Raw genomic sequence first — 16,751 nt, 5'->3', positions numbered from 1 at the left:
ATCATTAAAACCAAACCATTTTATTTTTCACTTAGGTCAAATTTTAATAATAGGTGAAATTTACAAAAAAAAACACTCACAAAAATTAAATATGTGAGTGAGGTGGCGAAGCTGTGCAATTGCTGCAAAATTCCAGCAATTACTGAAATATCCAAAAAATTGATTTTTTATTTCATCATACCCTGCTCAAGTGTAAATTTGTTTTTTACCCGCAAATTGTCAAGCTACAAATGATGATCGTTAAATTGAAATTAAGTTGTCTTTTTATTATATCCTTTCTTATTGTTTCCTGTACAAATCAAAGGCACTTAGGTGAGAAAATGGTGTATTTTGAAGACAGTACAAGCAATAAAAATGCCATAAAAAGTATCGAGGAAAACTACATTATAGAACCTGGAGATATCTTATCTATAAAAATTAGTACTTTAAATAAATTATATGCAAAAGATTTTCTTTTTGATAATACGGAAATTGGCAATGCCGGGGGCTATGTTTTAGACGAGGATGGCTATGTAAAACTGCCTCAACTGGATAAAATAAAACTGAGTGGGTTAACTATCCCCAATGCAGAGGCCGCTATAGAAAACAAATTAAAGGAGTATGTAAAAGACCCGGTTGCCCAAGTAAGGCTGCAGAATTTTAAAGTGCATGTTTTAGGGGAAGTAAGCAAGCCAGGAACCATAAGGGTAAGTGACGGCAAAATAAATTTGATAGAAGCCATTTCACAAAGCGGCGACTTGACCATTTTTGCCAAGAGGGACAATATATTAGTTGTACGAACAAATAAAGATAGCACGAAGCAATTTGGCAGGGTAGATATTACCAAAAGAAACTTTTTTGAATCGCCGTTTTATAATTTAAAACAGGGTGATGTGGTGTATGTGGAGTTTAAAAAAGAAAAGTTATTGGCAAACGATGTGGTACAAAACAATCGTTACAGGGATTATTCTTTGCTGATGGCCGCTATTTCAACAGTTGCTATATTGGTGAATATTTTTAAACGGTAGTTTTGGTTGATTTGCCACGAAGGCACAAAGCGGCACTAAGGAAAAAGGAAAAACAACCAGCTTCGTATTATACAATACCCTTAAACTTATCTTTCTTTGTGCTTTTGTGGCCAAAAAGTAGTGGGTAGTATTAAAAACTTTACTTAATTAAAAGAATATTGAAACAGGACATAATATTGAATAAGCCCGAGTTAGACTTTAGGAAATATCTAATGAAGTGGTATTATTATGTTTTGTCGTTATGCTTAATGATACTATTGACGAAGCTTTTTATCGACAATCGATCGGTGAGTTTTCAAGCATCGGCAAGGATATTAATAAAACCCAATAACACAAATAGTGCAAAATTGGATGTGGCTGACGATGCCGCAGGCTCACTAAACGGTATTTCAAAGCCCAATTTAGACAATGAGATAGAAATGCTCAAGTCCACTAAATTGATAGAAGCCGTAATTAATAAAATAGGTTATAATACTATTATAAAACAAAAAACACTGTTTGGCGAGAAAGAGGTGTACCAAGATTTGCTTTTTAATAATATTAAATTCAAGTCGGTTAAAGATTCTTCTGTTTTTTTTACTTTTCTATTGGTTAATGATGGCAATGAGGGGCTGGATATTGAGTACAACAAAAAGAAAACCCATATCCCTAACAATAGCTTATTTAATACGGATAAATTTTCTATAAAACTAAATATTGACAAGGCCTTTTCAAAAAAGCAATTACTCATTTGTTGGGTACCTACCCCAATTGTTGCTAAAAATATTTTATATGGCATGTCTGCCAAAGCTATTAGCGACAATGCGTCCGTGATAGGCGTTTCGCTTTTGGACAATATAGAGCAACGCGACACCTTACTGCTGAATGCTATTATTGCTGAGTACCAGAAGCAAAACCTTAACCTTAAAAACAGGAATTTAGAAAATTCTATTAGCTTTTTGAATGACAGGATTAGCGACATTAAAGATGATCTGGGCAAAATAGAAACCGAGATAAAAGAGTATAAGGTAAATAATAAAATATTTAATATCAAAGGGCAAAGCACGTCAGACGAGGAAGCCTCCGTTGTTGATAGAAACAAACTGGAGCAACTGAAATTGAAAGAAATGATTTGCAACCAAATATTAGACTATACAAACAACCCTTCAAAAAAATACTCGCTGATACCCTCTTCCTTAGGCGTGGAAGATGCAACCTTGCTTGAAATCATTAAATTGTACAATACTAATGCCTTGCTAAGGGAAGACCTTTTAAAGGACGCAGAACCGAAGAACAGCAACGTGAAATTGGTAGAGGGCAGGCTAAATTCTTTGATTATAAAGATTAAAGAAAACCTTGAAAACATAAAAAAATCTATCAACCTATCCGTAAAGCAAACAGAGAAAGAATATTTGGCAATTCAAAACAACTTGAGCAGCCTGCCAGAAATAGAAAAGGAATTAGCTTCGATTGAAAGACTGCAAGCCATAAAAGAGAAGCTGTACTTGTATTTATTGCAGAAAAAGGAGGAGCTAAGCCTTTCCTTGGCAGGCTCTGAAAGCAATAGCTATATTATACAAACTGCAAGCATAGAAAACAGGTTAGGGGCAAGCGAAAACACCATCTGGTCTGCTTCCATATTAATTGCTTTTATGCTGCCAACCTTAATTATTTATTTGTTCCATTCGCTTTATGCAAACATTTTAACCAAATTTGATGTGGAATCTGTTTTAGATGTTCCTGTAATTGGTGAAATATCAAGGACCCAAAACAACAAATATTTTGCCGTGAACGGGATAGACAGGGACAACATAAACGAAGACTTCCGCTTGCTGAGAAGCAATGTTTTGTTTGAACTAAAGCAAAAAAATGCAAAATCGATATTGATTACATCAACTACCCCAAACGAGGGCAAGTCTTTTGTATCCATTAACCTAGGCATGGCACTGGCCTTGACCAATAAAAAAGTATTGCTGGTTGAAATGGATTTAAGGAAACCAAAGCTATCACAAATTTTGAAAATAAGTGAGAAGGAAAAGGGCATCGTTTATTATTTGAATAATGAAAAAGTGGATATAAAGGAGATAATCCACCCTATCGAAATTCAACCCAACCTATACATCATACCTTGCGGCTTGATCCCCCCCAATCCATCTGAATTGTTGCTGTCGGAAAAACTGAAAACATTGTTTGACGAGCTAAACAAGCAGTTTGATTATATTATAATAGATACCCCGCCAATTGGGATAATTAGCGATGCAAAAGCAATTGCAGGTTATGCAGGCATCGGGCTATATATTGTAAGGCAACGATTTACCTCTAAAAAGGTGCTGCCGCAAATAGATAAGCTAGTTAGCAATGGCAGTTTTAACAATCTTTCAGTTGTAATTAACGATATATCGCACAACGGTAATTACGATTACAATTTATACAAATACGCTAAGTATAGCTACCAATACACCAATGATGCGCCTAAAGGGGTGAATGGTTTTTTTAGTAGGTTTTTAAGCTGGCGCAAATAATTTTTTTTCGCCATAAAGGCACGAAGGCTCAAAGTGGCACGAAGGAAAGAAAAAAAGAAAAGAAAAAGAACCTGCCTCATGTTATACAATACCTTATAAACTTCTTTTTCTTTGTGCTTCTTCGTGTTTTTGTGCCTTTGTGGCTAAAGCAATCACTTTTTCTTTTTCTTACTTATGTGGTGATTCGAATACCAATTTCTTAAATGCTACAACATAAAAATCGTTTAAAATATTTCTTTAGTTTTTTAAAAGGGCAGCTTCTTTTACAAATCATCAATGTTGTTACAGGGTTCTTTTTGCTAAGGTGGCTGCCCATTAGCGAGCAAGCAATATTTGGCGTGGCATTTAGTTTCCAAACACTTATCCTTAGCGTATCTGATTTGGGGTTCACGGGCAGCATTATAGCATTGGTAGGTACTAAATGGAACGACAAAATAGTTGTTGGCAGTTATGTTGCAGCTGCAAGAAAGTTGAGGAGCTACTTTTTTGGGGCAAGCCTTGTGCTTTCTTGTATCATCATACCCTTTATTGCTAAAAAACAAAATTGGGGTTTGGTTCAAGTGTTGGAAATATTCACGCCTTTATTGCTAGGTGTTTTTTGGCAAGCAAACTGTAGCGTTTACGACTCGGTGCTGGTAATGCACAAAAGGTTGTCGGAACTATTTCAGCCACAGCTAATAATGGCAGGTGTGAAATTGGTTGCCGCTTTTTTGCTGTTCAAAATAGGCATTATTAGTGCCTTATGCATCATATCTTTAAATGCCCTTGCGTACTTATCAAATGGGATGACGTATAAAAGAATTGCCCAGCAATACATTTCCATTGATATTGAAAATAGTACCCATGAACACATAGCAGAAATATTCAGGTATATAAGGCCTTTGCTGCCTAGCATCATCTTCAATGCCCTGAACGGGCAAATTCAAATATTATTGATTTCATTATTTGGAAAATCTACGGGCATTGCAGAAATAGCAGCACTAGGCAAGCTTTCCCAGTTCTTCCTGTTTTTCAACTCTTTTAATTCTTTGGTGATAGCGCCATTCATAGCCAAGTCTGACAAAACTGCTTTGCTTAAAAAGTATTTGACTGTTTTTATAGGGGCATTGTGTATAGGGGGGGGCATTTTGGTATTTACCTATTTTTTTCCGTCTTTCTTGAAAAGTATTCTAGGAAAAAAATTCACCTACCTCAATAACGATTATATATTTTTATTGGTTTTGTCTTCTACCATTGGGTATTGGTCCGTAACCTTGTGGACAATGAGCAGCGTGCTAAAATGGGTATATTGGTGGGCATCTATAAGCTATATAGTAATCATTGTGCTGATTGAAATATTGTCAATCGCATTTTTAAATATCTCTACAACAATGGGCGTTTTAGAAATGGGGCTATTGGTAAACATTGGGGTATTGCTATTACAGTTAAGCATTTCAATGGTGGGTTTTAAAAAAGGGGCTTATGTTTAGTATTTCCTATCTGGTAGTAAACAAAATAGAGAAGATAATCCAAAAGATTAAATGGGATAACTACCGTTCATTCTTTAAATATTGTGGGAACAATGTAATTATTGACCCTACCTGTACTATACTAGTACCTGACAACTTTTCCATTGGCCACAATTCGTCTATTAGTGCTTACACTGTTATTTATAGTGCTTATGGTGTGGAAATAGGCAATAATTGTTTAATATCAAGCAATTGTGGCATTTCATCCATCAATCATATCATCAACTCGGCTAACAGGGTAAACGACCCAAAAGATATAGGGCAGCACTGCAAGCCAGTGAAAATAGGCAATAATGTATGGATTGGGATGAATGCGTGTATATTGCCGGGAATTACTATTGGCGATAATTCAATTATCGGCTCTGGAAGTGTAGTTTCTAAAAACGTGCCGTCGAACGAGATTTGGGTAGGCAATCCTGCCAGGAAAATAAAGGAGGTTATTATATAACCAGTTTTTTTTGCCTTTGTGGCAAATTAACCAAACTTGCGCATGAGTGGTAATCTTTCTTTCTTTTCTTCGTGCCACTATGAGGCTTCGTGCCTTTGTGGCGAAAAAATCAATTTTTTAGCACATGGCTTTTAGGCTTCCCTTTCAACATAAAATCACTTGGCTTGTAACAACAAATATTGCCAAGTATAGAAGGTCATTGTTTTTATCAAGAACTAAGCAAATAATGTCTTTTATTAAAGCCAATAATTCCCTAAAACCGATAGAAGTAGATATGCTTAGTTTTTCGGGAAAAGTATCCATTCCCGATCAAATACTATCCATTTTTTCATTTCTCTATTATGTAGGGTTGCCCACAAAATGGACTATTTATACCGACAAAACCTATACGGAAGAAGATAAAAAAACGCTTCTTTCCCTATTCCCATTCTGTGAAATATTGGATTGGGACAATAGCGAACCCATTGACAATGTAATTTATGATTGCAATAACAAGTACTTTCTTGCAAAAAAATTAAATGCCATTATCAACCATCCAAAAAAGGGGATAACAATATATGCTGATTCTGATATAATATTTTATTCCAAGTTCAAAAAATATATTACATCGCCATTGATTAAACCCGATAATTGGTTTATGGCAGACACGCTATCTGATGATGATTCAAAATGGTTCACTGAAAATGCTTTTACCCGTTTAAATTCTGGCTTCTTTTTGTTTAATACTGATTTTGACAATAACGACTTAATTATATTTCTTAAAAGCCTAAACGGTGATTTTAATGCCTATTTTACAGAGCAGCTAGCTTTTGAATATGCCTTTCAAAAGCAAAATGCCAAAAGCCTCGACGCTAGGACGTTTATTTTGGATACTGGCGACCAATTTAGTTTCGATACCCCTTATTTGCCATCACACATTGCTTTGCGGCATTACACATCGCCCGTAAGGCACAAAATGTGGCAATATGGCTGGCGTTGGCATTTTAATTAGTTTTCTATATGGTATTAGATAAAATTATTACAATTGCTAATAGCAACAGCCAGTTACGGTTCTTGGCGATGGTAAGGTCATTAAGGGCGGTGGGCTGCACACTACCTGTTTGGGTGATACCGTATGACAACCAGCTTTTTGAATTGCCAGACAATTGTATTTGGTGGGATATGGAACCAATTGCATCTTGGATAGAGAAAAATAAACTATGGCCAGCATTTAAGAAAATACAATGTTTTACAGTAAAAAACTATCAATTTGTTGATAGCGATATTATTTTCCAGAAAAATCCGGAAGAAGTTTTGGAAACACACAAAGGGTTTATTACTTCTTGTTTACACTGGAACAACCCAGCCCATACGACAACAGATGAAACGATAGTAGCATACAAAAATCAAACCACCACTTGGCATAAATTGGTATTTAATAGTGGGCAATGGGCATGTGATAAGGTATTGTATCCTGACGAAAATATGCTTACTAACTATTGTGAAAACAATTTTAGGGAAACGCTTTTTACCAATAATTATAACTACAAGGACCAAGCAGGTATCAATATATTGGTGCTAAAGAGCAAAGTAGCCATAACTAATATTACACTGCCACCATTTAACATGGAATCAACCTGGGCAGGCGATTATGTGGATGCAGGGTTTGAAAAATATTGGGTGGAACAGGAAAAGATGCCTTACTTAATACATTGGGCTGGGTGCAACATGTGTGTGCCTAGGGCGGTTGATGAACTTTTTTACCAATATTTAACGGATGTTGAAAAACAAGAATGGGACGAAAAAATAAAAAATGAAAAGAAACCCAAAATAGCTTTTTTGCAGAAGCTGAAAAAAATAAAAGAAGTTTTAAAATCAGTATAATTTTTTTCTTTTTTCTTCCCTTAAAACTTTGTGCTTCTTCGTGTTTTTGTGCCTTTGTGGCAATTCCACAACCTAGTTAAATTAAACCAACGTTTTGTTATTTACTGTCATTATCCCTACCTACAATAGAAACGATTTATTAAAAAAATGTTTAGATGCCTTGGCACTGAATATTGAAAAAATAAACCAACCATTCGAGGTTATCATTACTGATGACAGCCACGGAAATGTAGCCAAGGAATTAGTAGCAGTATATCCTTGGGCTACATGGCTTGCAGGGGCTAAAAAAGGGCCTGCCGCAAACAGGAACATTGCTGCCAAAAACGCAAAAGGGAAATGGCTGGTTTTTACTGATGACGATTGTTTGCCTTCCGAAAATTGGCTAAAGACGTATGCTGATGCATTTATTGCCAATGAGTTTATGGTGTATGAAGGCTTAACCAAGGCAGACCGCAAGCAGTTAAGATTTGATGAGGAAGCACCAATTAACCTCACAGGCGGAAAATTGTGGTCGTGCAATTTTGCCATAAGCAGCAGCCTATTTCGGACGCTGAACGGGTTTGATGAAACCTTCCCTTATGCCGCAATGGAAGATATAGATTTTTACATGAGGGTGAGCCAAAAAGCAACAATCTATTTTTTGCCCGAAGCCTGCGTAGTTCATCCTTGGAGAAAGGCAAAACCCTTTGGTTCGTTCAAAAAACATATACGCTCGCACAAGCATTTTAATAAAATTCATGGAAACCCTAAAGAGATATACAATTACAGGATAACACGGCTTAAAATTTTGATTGGCTATTCGTTTTCTGGGTTTAAGCAGTTGGCAAAGTTCCATTTCAAGGGGTATGCTTATTATATAGAACACCTTTATATTAGCCTTATTTTAATTTTCGTATAGCTATTGGCTATGTTTTTTGCTTTGCTCCTCGCTTTTGTTCTTGCTCCCTCTCTCTTTGGAGAGGGCTGGGGTGAGGTCGGCTTGGGGTGAAGTCTAACTAAACAATGCGAAAAATTTTAAGCATCTATAACATAATTTCCCTTCTTTTTCCTTTCTTCTTCCTTTAAAAACTTCGTGCCGCTTTGAGTCTTTGTGCCTTTGTGGCTCAAAAAAATACCTAAGTATGTTAAAAATATTTACCGACTTTGATATTTTGCAATATGGAGACAGTATTGAAATGTTGATTCCATTTATTGGAATGCATGAATACGACACCAACCCAAACAATGTTATTTGTGGCAGGTACAATCAATGGTTCAAAGAAGGTAAAGGCTATTTACAGATTGTTGACAACATTGAAGATGCCGATGTGGCCATCTTGCCAGTAAATTACCCCATAAAAAATGGCCAGGAAAATGCAAAAGCTGCTCTTTCAGCTTACTTAGGCAAGGTTAAAGCATCTGGTAAAAAAATCTTTGTTTTCACAGGGCATGACATACATAATTTAACCGTTCCGATAGAAAACGCAATCATTTTTGATGGTGCTATGAATAAGTCTTCCCAGCCCGCCAACCGGTATTCATGGCCACATTTTTTTGAGGATTTTATAGAAAAATACAAAGATGGTAACATAACCCTGCGGAACAAAACAGAAAAACCTGTAATCGGCTTCTCGGGATATTCGCCCCCACTGGAGGTTAAATTTGGAAAAGAAAAGCTAATATCCGCTGTTAAGCTAATTGCCAACTATTTGGGTTTGATGAAACATTTCCCTGCTTTGTCTTCTCATTCTTACAGGTCCAGGGCGTTGATTGGTTTAAAAAAATCAAAAAAAATAACCTCCAATTTTAGGATAAAGCCCAATTTTGGTTTTGGGCCCATAGGGCTAAATAGTGGGGCAACAAACGAAACCAACCAAGAATTTAGGGTTAATTTCATCAATAACATTGTCAATAGCGATTATACGCTTTGCGTAAGGGGCATTGGCAATAATTCAGTGCGTTTTTTTGAAACACTTTGCTGCGGCCGCATCCCCATTTTTTTAAATACAGATTGTGTTTTGCCTTTCGACCATATTATAGATTGGAAAAAGTATTGCGTGTGGGTAGAAGAAAAGGATATTGACAATATCGCAAATATTGTAGCCGATTTTCACAATAATATTTCCAATGACGATTTTTTAGCAATGCAAAAAAATGCTAGGGCTATTTGGCTGGAATATTTATCGCCAGTTGGTTTTTTTAAAAACATGCAGCATTTTATAAAATAAATGAAAATTGTCTTTGTTTGTGGGTGCATGGAAGAGGGGAAAGATGGCGTAGGCGATTATACCCGCCGCCTTGCCGGGCAGGTTATCCGTTTGGGGCACCAAGCCACTATCATCAGCTTGATGGATAAATTTGTTGCAACCAAAAAAGAAGAAACCCAGCATTATGACCAAACCCCAATAGCAATACTACGCATCCCATACAATCGGCAATATAAACTGAACTTTATCATTGCCAAAAATTGGGTTGAGAAAGGAAAGCCCGACTGGATCAGTTTGCAATATGTCCCTTTTGCTTACAACAACAAAGGCTTCCCTTTTTTCTTCGGGAAATATGTAAACAGCATTACCAGCAACCACCATGTGCATATCATGTTTCATGAGCTATGGGTTGGGATGGACAAAGACTGTTCAGCAAAAGAATTATTGTATGGTTTCCTTCAAAGGATATTGATTAAAGCTTTTATTCATAAAGCAAAAGTGAAATTAGTTACAACGCAATCCTTTTTATATGCGCAGCAATTGGCTAAATTAGGGGTGAGTGCCACTATACTTCCTTTGTTTTCTAATATAAGGCGCATTGACTTTAAAACCCAAAAAGTAAAAACCGCTGTAGAAAATATACCTGATAGCACTATCTGTTTTGGGATATTTGGTACCATCCACGAAAAAAACGATGTAGCCTCTTTTGCAAGTGAGGTTGAAGTATTTTGCAGTAAATTCAATATCAACGCTAAGCTGCTATTGATAGGCCGATGTGGCAAGCAAAAAGAATATTTTACATCGGTATGCCAGCAACACAAAATAGATATTGCTGCCCATGAGGAAATTACTGCCGAGGAAGTATCTAAACTATTAAGCACACTAGATTTTGGTTTAACCACCACCATCTATTCCAAGATAGATAAAAGTGGCTCTGTTGCCGCAATGCTAGAGCATGGGTTAAGTGTTATTAGCTTGGCTAAAAAAAGTGAAATAGATACAGCCTTAAAATCATACCTGAATAAAAGGTTTTACAGTATATACGAGTATGTGCCGGGTGGCTTAGAAACGTTTTTGTTATCTGAAAGGAAGGTACCAGCATTTGAAGAACTAAATGAAGTTTCAAAGCAATTGCTGTTTTTGTTTGATAACAAGCAGCAAAAAAATACCTACTAGTAACCTTAATTGGTAACTATCAATTACCAATTATCAATTATCAATTATCAATGAGGGTTTGTTTGTTTAGTGCCCACTCGCCATCAACAGGAGGAGGGGCTGTAATTTTAAAAAGCCTAGTAAATGCGTTGCCCAACGCAAATATCGAGTGGATATATGTTGCCAAAAATGCTGCAAGCGGTTATGAAGCAGGTTATATAGGCAGCAGCTTTATGGGTGGCAATATCATTGCTGACATAGTCAAAACCTTTAAAATGTTAGCTGGCAAGCGAGTAAAAGAAATTGACGAAATAGTAAAAAGGTTATTGCAGGTTGACTGCGATGCATATTGGGTTGTTTCCCACAACGAAGGGATAAGGGTAGCATTGGAATTAGCCAATGCGCAAAAAAAAATACCAGTACACTTAACCATACACGACGATTGGGCAGGTGCTTTGTGCGCCCGTTCTTTCCGCTATAGGTTAATGTCAGCCGAGGCAAACAACATGACCATCAAAGCTATAAAGGCTGTTAGCAGTTTTGATGTGATAAGCAAAGGGATGCAGGAATATTATTTAAAAATGACGGATAGGAAAGGGCAAATTTGCCACCGCTTTTTGTCATTAAACCAAACAATAAAAGGCATAGGGGTTTCCTCCGAAGGTTCAAAGGATTTACATATAGGCCATATTGGGTCTCTTTATTCTGAAAAAATGTTTCTAAACTTTTGCAAAAACCTACACGAGTTCACTATCCTTAGAGGTCTTAATTTAAAAATACACGTTTGGGGGCACCAGTTTAGCAACCCCAATCTTAATCTTGATTATATAACTATTTACAAGACATCAAACGAAGAGTTTGTGGTAAAAGAGCTGGCAATATGCAACTTTGTATATTGCATGTACCCTTTTGAAAAGCGGTTCAGGATTTTCAGTAAAACAAGCCTCCCTACCAAGTTGAGCACTTATGTGCTGGCAGGCCGCCCCATACTTGGTCATGGTCCAAAAGAAAGTTCGCTCGCTGAATTTTTAGCAGCAACAGAAACAGGCATTATGTTGTGCGAAAATGATAAAGAAGATACATTTAAAGCATTTGATGCCATTTTAAGCCTAAGTGTTACTGATATTACTTGGCTTACGGCTATTGAAAAATATTTTGGACAAAAAAACCTAAATGTCATGGATACCATATTTTCAAATGCCCATAGCGGCCGCCTTTCGTAGGGGCTGGGCTTGCCCCCGCCCTTCTGTCGTACATGACAGTAAAAGAAATAGGATAGTTTAGTTGCCACGAATGCACTAATGGGTACTAATGCTTTTATTCGTGTTTATTCGTGCATTCGTGGCAATTTCCCTATAAGGAAAGCTAATCTATAGGTTCTTTTTCTTCTTTATTTCCTTCGTGCTACTTTGAGCCTTTGTGGCTTTGTGGCAAATTACTTGAAATGAAAATTTTATTTACACATCCCATCGGCAACCAAAACGTAAAAAACCTTGCGAGGTTTTTGGCTGAGGATGGTATGATAGAAACATTTATCACTTCCATTGCCGTGTACGATAATAGCTTCTTGGAAAAATTAGCTAAAACAAGTTTTTTAAAAGAATTTGAAAGGAGGCGTTTTGCCGAAATACTCAAGCCAACTACAAAGCAGTTCCCGCTGTATGAATTGATGCGGTTTGCTTTGCCTAAGCTTGGTATTAATCGTTTCAACGAACATGAAACAGGCATTTTTAGCATTGATGGCGTTGGGCGGTATATTGACGATAAAGCAGCAGCTTATTTAAGAAAAAAAAGTAAAAACATAGGGCTAGCCTATTGCTACGAAGATTGTGCATTGAACACTTTTTCCGCAGCATCGGCATTGGGGATTAAAAAAGCGTACGACCTACCTATTGGTTATTGGAAAACGTATAGGCAATTATTATCAGAAGAGAAAGAACGCAGGCCAGAGTGGGCTGCAACCATTACGGGCTTTAAAGATTCTGACGAGAAATTGGAGAAAAAAGATAAAGAGCTTGCCTTGGCAGATGTGATTTATGTTGCAAGTGCGTTTACAGCCAAAACGCTGGAGCAAAACAAAGCAATTGCAAATACCAAAAAGGTCATTGTCCCTTATGGTTTCCCACCAGTAAATGAAACAAAAAAAGCCCTGCCAAAATATGATGGCAAAAGGGCTTTAAAGCTCTTGTATGTGGGGGGGCTAACACAAAGAAAAGGTATTGCCAGCCTATTTGAAGCAGTTGAGCATTTTAAAGAAAAGGTAACTTTGACCATTGTAGGCAGCAAGGCGTCGGAAGGCTGCAAAATTTTGGATGACTATATTAAAAAACACCAATGGATACCTACCCTGCCCCACGATGAGATACTAAAGACCATGCACAACCACGATGTGCTTATTTTCCCATCCTTGTTTGAAGGTTTTGGCTTGGTAATCACAGAGGCAATGTCGCAAGGCACGCCTGTGGTAACAACCAACAGAACTGTTGGCGAAAGTTTCATCAGGCATAACGAAAACGGCTGGCTAGTGAAGCCAGGGGATACAGAAGACATTATTAAAGTAATTGATGGCTTATTGTTACACCCAGATACTTTAGGGCAAATAAGCAACCAAGCCAAAGAAACAGCAAAAAAAAGGACATGGCAGCAATATGGCGATGAAATGGCAGCCGATTTACGTATGTACCTGAATAGATAAATGGCTAATTCTTTTTTGCGATGCTGATGAGTATATGTCATTGTAATTCAGCTTTTCCCCCATCATGGGGGCATTTTGGGGCATCCATGGGGGCATATTTCCCCCATATAGGATTGTACTTTTGCACAAGTCCCAAATCAATCCCAACTTTGTAAAATATGGCTCTTATTTTCATTTGCACAAGCCCTTTAGTTGGCCTTGCCTTGCTGCCGGTATTCAAAGCCTCCGAGGTTTTTTGTGGTTAGCCTAGCCTTGGCTCGGTGTCCTGTGGGGCTCATTTTTAATATACAAAAAAACATTGTTATGAACTACGTCCATACTCAAAAAAACACTCACAAATCACTCACTTTTCCTCGGAAATCACTCACAAATCACTCACATTTCACCCAAAAATCACTCACATTTCACTCACAAAACACTCACTTGTAAAATACTCAAAACGCTGTATTTCAATGAGTTGAGGTGCGGGATTGCCTAAAAAATAAATTCAGGGTGCCAAAAGTCAGCCAAATCAAGCGGGCAATGTCCCTCTAAATGGGTCATAAAAGTTTCAGTTTTGCCCCATCATGGTTGCAAGCAATGCTCGGTTGGCACTCGCCAGCAACTCAAAAAAAGAATTAGCCAGACAAATGCTAAAAGCACTACGTGTCCTATGTGTCTATGTGGTGATTAGAAACACTAAATGAAAAATGTAGCAAACGATATATTAGCTGAGCAACAAAATATCAAGCAAGTAAAAAACCTTGTTTGGGTATATTTTTATTTGTTGATTTTTGAAGGGGCATTGCGCAAATGGGTGTTCCCCTCTTTGGCCAGCCCATTGCTCTTGGCAAGGGAGCCTATTGCTATGCTGTTAATTTACCTATCGTTCAAAAGCAAGGTTTACACAAACCCTATTTCTGTGTTGGTAGTGTGGTCAGCTACCATTTTGTCTTTTTTCCTAACCATCTATTTTGGCCATGGCAATTTATTGGTGGATGTTTATGGCCTGCGCATTTTTTTGCTCCATTACCCGCTTATATTCATTATAGCACATTATTTAAACAAAGACGATGTGTTGCAAATAGGTAAAACAATACTTTGGCTGAATATCGCCATGACTATACTGGTAGCCATGCAATTGTTTAGCCCCCAATCAGCATGGGTAAACCGAGGGGTGGGTGGCGAGGAAGGTTCAGGGTTTTCAGGGTCAGGGCATTTTTTCAGGGTGCCTGGCACTTTTTCCTTTACCAATGGGCTTTCTATGTTTTATGGTTTTGCTGGGGCTTTTATTTTTTATTTTTGGTTGGATAGTAAATTTATCAAAGAAAATAGGTTGCTGTTAATCGCTTCCACCGTAGCCCTTATAGCGGCAGTTCCATTAAGCATTAGCAGGGCAGTTTTTTTTCAATTAGTGGTCTCGTTTATTTTTCTACTGCTATATAGTTTAAAGCAGCCAAAGCTAATTGGGAAGCTACTGTTAGGCTTGGGTGTTTTTGCATTGTTGATTTTTATATTAAATTTTTTTACGTTCTTCCAGATAGCCACTATTGCATTTTCCGACAGGTTTCAAAATGCCAATAGGATTGAGGGCGGTGTGCAGGGGGTTTTTGTAGATAGGTTTTTAGGCGGCATGTGGGGTGCAATAACCAATCAAAACACTTCCTTGGCAGGCTTGGGCTTAGGTATGGGCACCAATGCTGGTGCTAGGCTAATGTCGGCAAAAGGGTTTTTAATTTCAGAGGGTGAATGGGGCAGGTTAATTGGCGAGATGGGCATCTTTTTAGGGATGGTTATTATACTTGCACGATGTGCATTAACAGTAAACATCCTACAAAAAAGCTGGGCCCTTTTAAAAGAAAATGAACCCCTTGCTTGGCTTTTAATAAGCACATCTGGTTTATTATTGCTGCAAGGACAATGGGCGCAGCCCACTTCGTTGGGGTTTTCCGTTTTTGGTGCAGGTATTAATATGGCGGCAATGAATAAAAGTAAGTTATACTAAACCTAATATGAAGAAGGGGGGGTTTTACCACAAGGCACACAAAGGATTAGCACAAAGCACACAAGGCAGGCGCAATATTTAGGTAAACCGTTTCACTTAAAGGACACAAGGCTATGCGGGAACCCTGCTATTTTTTGGGGTTGTGCAAATTCTTTGTGCCCTGCTATCCGTATTGCCTTGTGTACCTTGTGGTTTTTATTCCTTGTGACCCTTGTGGTTAAAATACTATTCAATACCAGTAAACTGATATGAAAATAATTTTAATTGGCAATTATAAATCAGACGAGCAAGAAAGCATGATCCGGTTTGCCGAGATGCTTTTACTAGGCCTTACAAAAGAAGGGGTAGATGCAAGCATCTGGTCGCCTACAATCATTTTGGGGCATTTTTTTGCCAATACCAAAACAGGCATCGCTAAATGGGTTGGATATATTGACAAATGGCTTTTGTTTCCAGCTATTTTAAAAATAAAACTGTTGAAACTAAAGCTTACAAAGGATAATAATATCCGATACCATATTTGCGACCATTCCAATTCCATGTACTATCAATATTTGCCCAAAAACAAAACAAGCATCACCTGCCACGATGTGTTGGCCATAAAAGGTTCGTTGGGCTATAAGGATGCTTACTGTACGTCTACAAAAACAGGCAAGTACTTGCAGCAAATGATATTAAGGAATCTTGTGCAGATACCTAAAATAGCCTGTGTGTCAACGTTTACCCTGAATGAGCTTACCGGGCTTGCAGGCATAGATAAACCTAAAAATGCCAATTGGTTGGCCATCCCCAATTCATTTAACAACGCATTTGCCAAGCAAGAAAATGCCGCTGGCAATGCAGAAAGCATTGCCTCGCTTGAAAAGTTTGGGATAAAAGAAGGGGTGCCTTTTGTTTTTCACGTTGGCACTTCGCACGAAAGGAAAAACCGCCAGCTCCTTATTAAACTTTTAGGGGCAGTTAAAAATGAATGGGGTGGTGTTTTTATATTTGCGGGCGAAGCCCTAAATGCCGAATTGATGCAACTGGTAGAAAAATTAGAAATTCAAGATAGGATAATCGACATTGGCAATGTAACCCATCAAGAATTAGTAACATTGTATAGCAATTGTTTTGCATTTATTTTCCCTTCTTTTTCAGAAGGGTTTGGTTGGCCTATTATAGAAGCACAGGCATGTGAAGCACCTGTAATTACTTCAAATTTACAACCAATGAAAGAAGTGGCAGGAGAAGGGGCTGCCCTTTTTGCCAACCCGCATGATCTAAACGATTTTAAATTGGCTTTTGAAAAGTTAAATGATAGCGTATACAGGGATGACTTAATTCAAAAAGGCAAAAAAAACATTGAGCGGTACAGTTTAGATATTATAACAAAGAAGTACATTCAATTTTTTAATTCATAAA

13 protein-coding genes are annotated in these 16,751 nt (G+C 37.5%); all 13 read left to right on the top strand.

Going from position 1 to position 16,751, the window contains the following annotated elements:
* Positions 1–320 precede the first annotated feature (320 nt).
* The 13 genes from ACHFIY_RS13870 to ACHFIY_RS13810 all read left to right on the top strand — a co-directional run bounded on the left by ACHFIY_RS13870 (position 321) and on the right by ACHFIY_RS13810 (position 16,750).
* Entirely contained in the window at positions 321–1,007 is a 687-nt protein-coding gene (locus ACHFIY_RS13870; RefSeq protein WP_410846704.1) for a polysaccharide biosynthesis/export family protein, read from the top strand.
* Between the two features lie 158 nt (positions 1,008–1,165).
* Complete coding sequence (locus ACHFIY_RS13865) at positions 1,166–3,508, top strand: polysaccharide biosynthesis tyrosine autokinase (RefSeq protein ID WP_410846703.1); 2,343 nt, start codon at positions 1,166–1,168, stop codon at positions 3,506–3,508.
* 203 nt (positions 3,509–3,711) lie between these two features.
* Positions 3,712–4,977, top strand: a complete 1,266-nt coding sequence (locus tag ACHFIY_RS13860; RefSeq protein WP_410846702.1) for a polysaccharide biosynthesis protein — start codon at positions 3,712–3,714, stop codon at positions 4,975–4,977.
* Positions 4,970–5,464: an acyltransferase gene (locus ACHFIY_RS13855; RefSeq protein WP_410846701.1), complete on the top strand. Its 495-nt coding sequence runs from the start codon at positions 4,970–4,972 to the stop codon at positions 5,462–5,464. The genes ACHFIY_RS13860 and ACHFIY_RS13855 overlap by 8 nt, the downstream gene beginning before the upstream one ends.
* A 226-nt stretch (positions 5,465–5,690) precedes the next feature.
* On the top strand, positions 5,691–6,455 hold the full coding sequence (locus ACHFIY_RS13850) for a hypothetical protein (RefSeq protein ID WP_410846700.1): 765 nt from the start codon (positions 5,691–5,693) through the stop codon (positions 6,453–6,455).
* A gap of 8 nt (positions 6,456–6,463) precedes the next feature.
* Positions 6,464–7,327, top strand: a complete 864-nt coding sequence (locus ACHFIY_RS13845; RefSeq protein ID WP_410846699.1) for an alpha-mannosyltransferase — start codon at positions 6,464–6,466, stop codon at positions 7,325–7,327.
* Positions 7,328–7,421: 94 nt separating this feature from the next.
* Entirely contained in the window at positions 7,422–8,225 is an 804-nt protein-coding gene (locus ACHFIY_RS13840) for a glycosyltransferase family 2 protein (RefSeq protein WP_410846698.1), read from the top strand.
* Positions 8,226–8,448: 223 nt separating this feature from the next.
* Positions 8,449–9,534 carry an exostosin domain-containing protein gene (locus tag ACHFIY_RS13835; protein ID WP_410846697.1) on the top strand — a complete coding sequence of 362 codons (1,086 nt, stop codon included), beginning with the start codon at positions 8,449–8,451 and terminating at the stop codon, positions 9,532–9,534.
* Positions 9,535–10,689, top strand: a complete 1,155-nt coding sequence (locus ACHFIY_RS13830) for a hypothetical protein (protein WP_410846696.1) — start codon at positions 9,535–9,537, stop codon at positions 10,687–10,689.
* A 50-nt stretch (positions 10,690–10,739) separates the two neighbouring features.
* Positions 10,740–11,891, top strand: a complete 1,152-nt coding sequence (locus ACHFIY_RS13825) for a glycosyltransferase family protein (RefSeq protein WP_410846695.1) — start codon at positions 10,740–10,742, stop codon at positions 11,889–11,891.
* A 221-nt stretch (positions 11,892–12,112) separates the two neighbouring features.
* Complete coding sequence (locus tag ACHFIY_RS13820; RefSeq protein WP_410846694.1) at positions 12,113–13,363, top strand: glycosyltransferase family 4 protein; 1,251 nt, start codon at positions 12,113–12,115, stop codon at positions 13,361–13,363.
* Between the two features lie 682 nt (positions 13,364–14,045).
* Positions 14,046–15,347, top strand: a complete 1,302-nt coding sequence (locus ACHFIY_RS13815; RefSeq protein WP_410846693.1) for a hypothetical protein — start codon at positions 14,046–14,048, stop codon at positions 15,345–15,347.
* A 248-nt stretch (positions 15,348–15,595) separates the two neighbouring features.
* Positions 15,596–16,750, top strand: coding sequence for a glycosyltransferase family 4 protein (locus ACHFIY_RS13810; protein ID WP_410846692.1), 1,155 nt, complete (start codon positions 15,596–15,598; stop codon positions 16,748–16,750).
* Position 16,751 lies beyond the last annotated feature (1 nt).

This window comes from Parasediminibacterium schistidii, from assembly GCF_046546515.1.
Lineage (GTDB): Bacteria > Bacteroidota > Bacteroidia > Chitinophagales > Chitinophagaceae > Parasediminibacterium.
The sequence above is the reverse complement of the archived record's forward strand: the minus strand, read 5'-3'. Positions and strand labels throughout refer to the sequence as shown.

Excerpts from the sequence above, each read along its gene's own strand:
- ACHFIY_RS13850 (WP_410846700.1), top strand. The coding sequence starts at position 5,691 with ATGTCTTTTATTAAAGCCAATAATTCCCTAAAACCGATAGAAGTAGAT.
- ACHFIY_RS13815 (WP_410846693.1), top strand. The coding sequence starts at position 14,046 with ATGAAAAATGTAGCAAACGATATATTAGCTGAGCAACAAAATATCAAG.
- ACHFIY_RS13845 (WP_410846699.1), top strand. The coding sequence starts at position 6,464 with ATGGTATTAGATAAAATTATTACAATTGCTAATAGCAACAGCCAGTTA.
- ACHFIY_RS13820 (WP_410846694.1), top strand. The coding sequence starts at position 12,113 with ATGAAAATTTTATTTACACATCCCATCGGCAACCAAAACGTAAAAAAC.
- ACHFIY_RS13860 (WP_410846702.1), top strand. The coding sequence starts at position 3,712 with ATGCTACAACATAAAAATCGTTTAAAATATTTCTTTAGTTTTTTAAAA.
- ACHFIY_RS13830 (WP_410846696.1), top strand. The coding sequence starts at position 9,535 with ATGAAAATTGTCTTTGTTTGTGGGTGCATGGAAGAGGGGAAAGATGGC.
- ACHFIY_RS13855 (WP_410846701.1), top strand. The coding sequence starts at position 4,970 with ATGTTTAGTATTTCCTATCTGGTAGTAAACAAAATAGAGAAGATAATC.
- ACHFIY_RS13870 (WP_410846704.1), top strand. The coding sequence starts at position 321 with ATGGTGTATTTTGAAGACAGTACAAGCAATAAAAATGCCATAAAAAGT.
- ACHFIY_RS13825 (WP_410846695.1), top strand. The coding sequence starts at position 10,740 with ATGAGGGTTTGTTTGTTTAGTGCCCACTCGCCATCAACAGGAGGAGGG.
- ACHFIY_RS13835 (WP_410846697.1), top strand. The coding sequence starts at position 8,449 with ATGTTAAAAATATTTACCGACTTTGATATTTTGCAATATGGAGACAGT.
- ACHFIY_RS13810 (WP_410846692.1), top strand. The coding sequence starts at position 15,596 with ATGAAAATAATTTTAATTGGCAATTATAAATCAGACGAGCAAGAAAGC.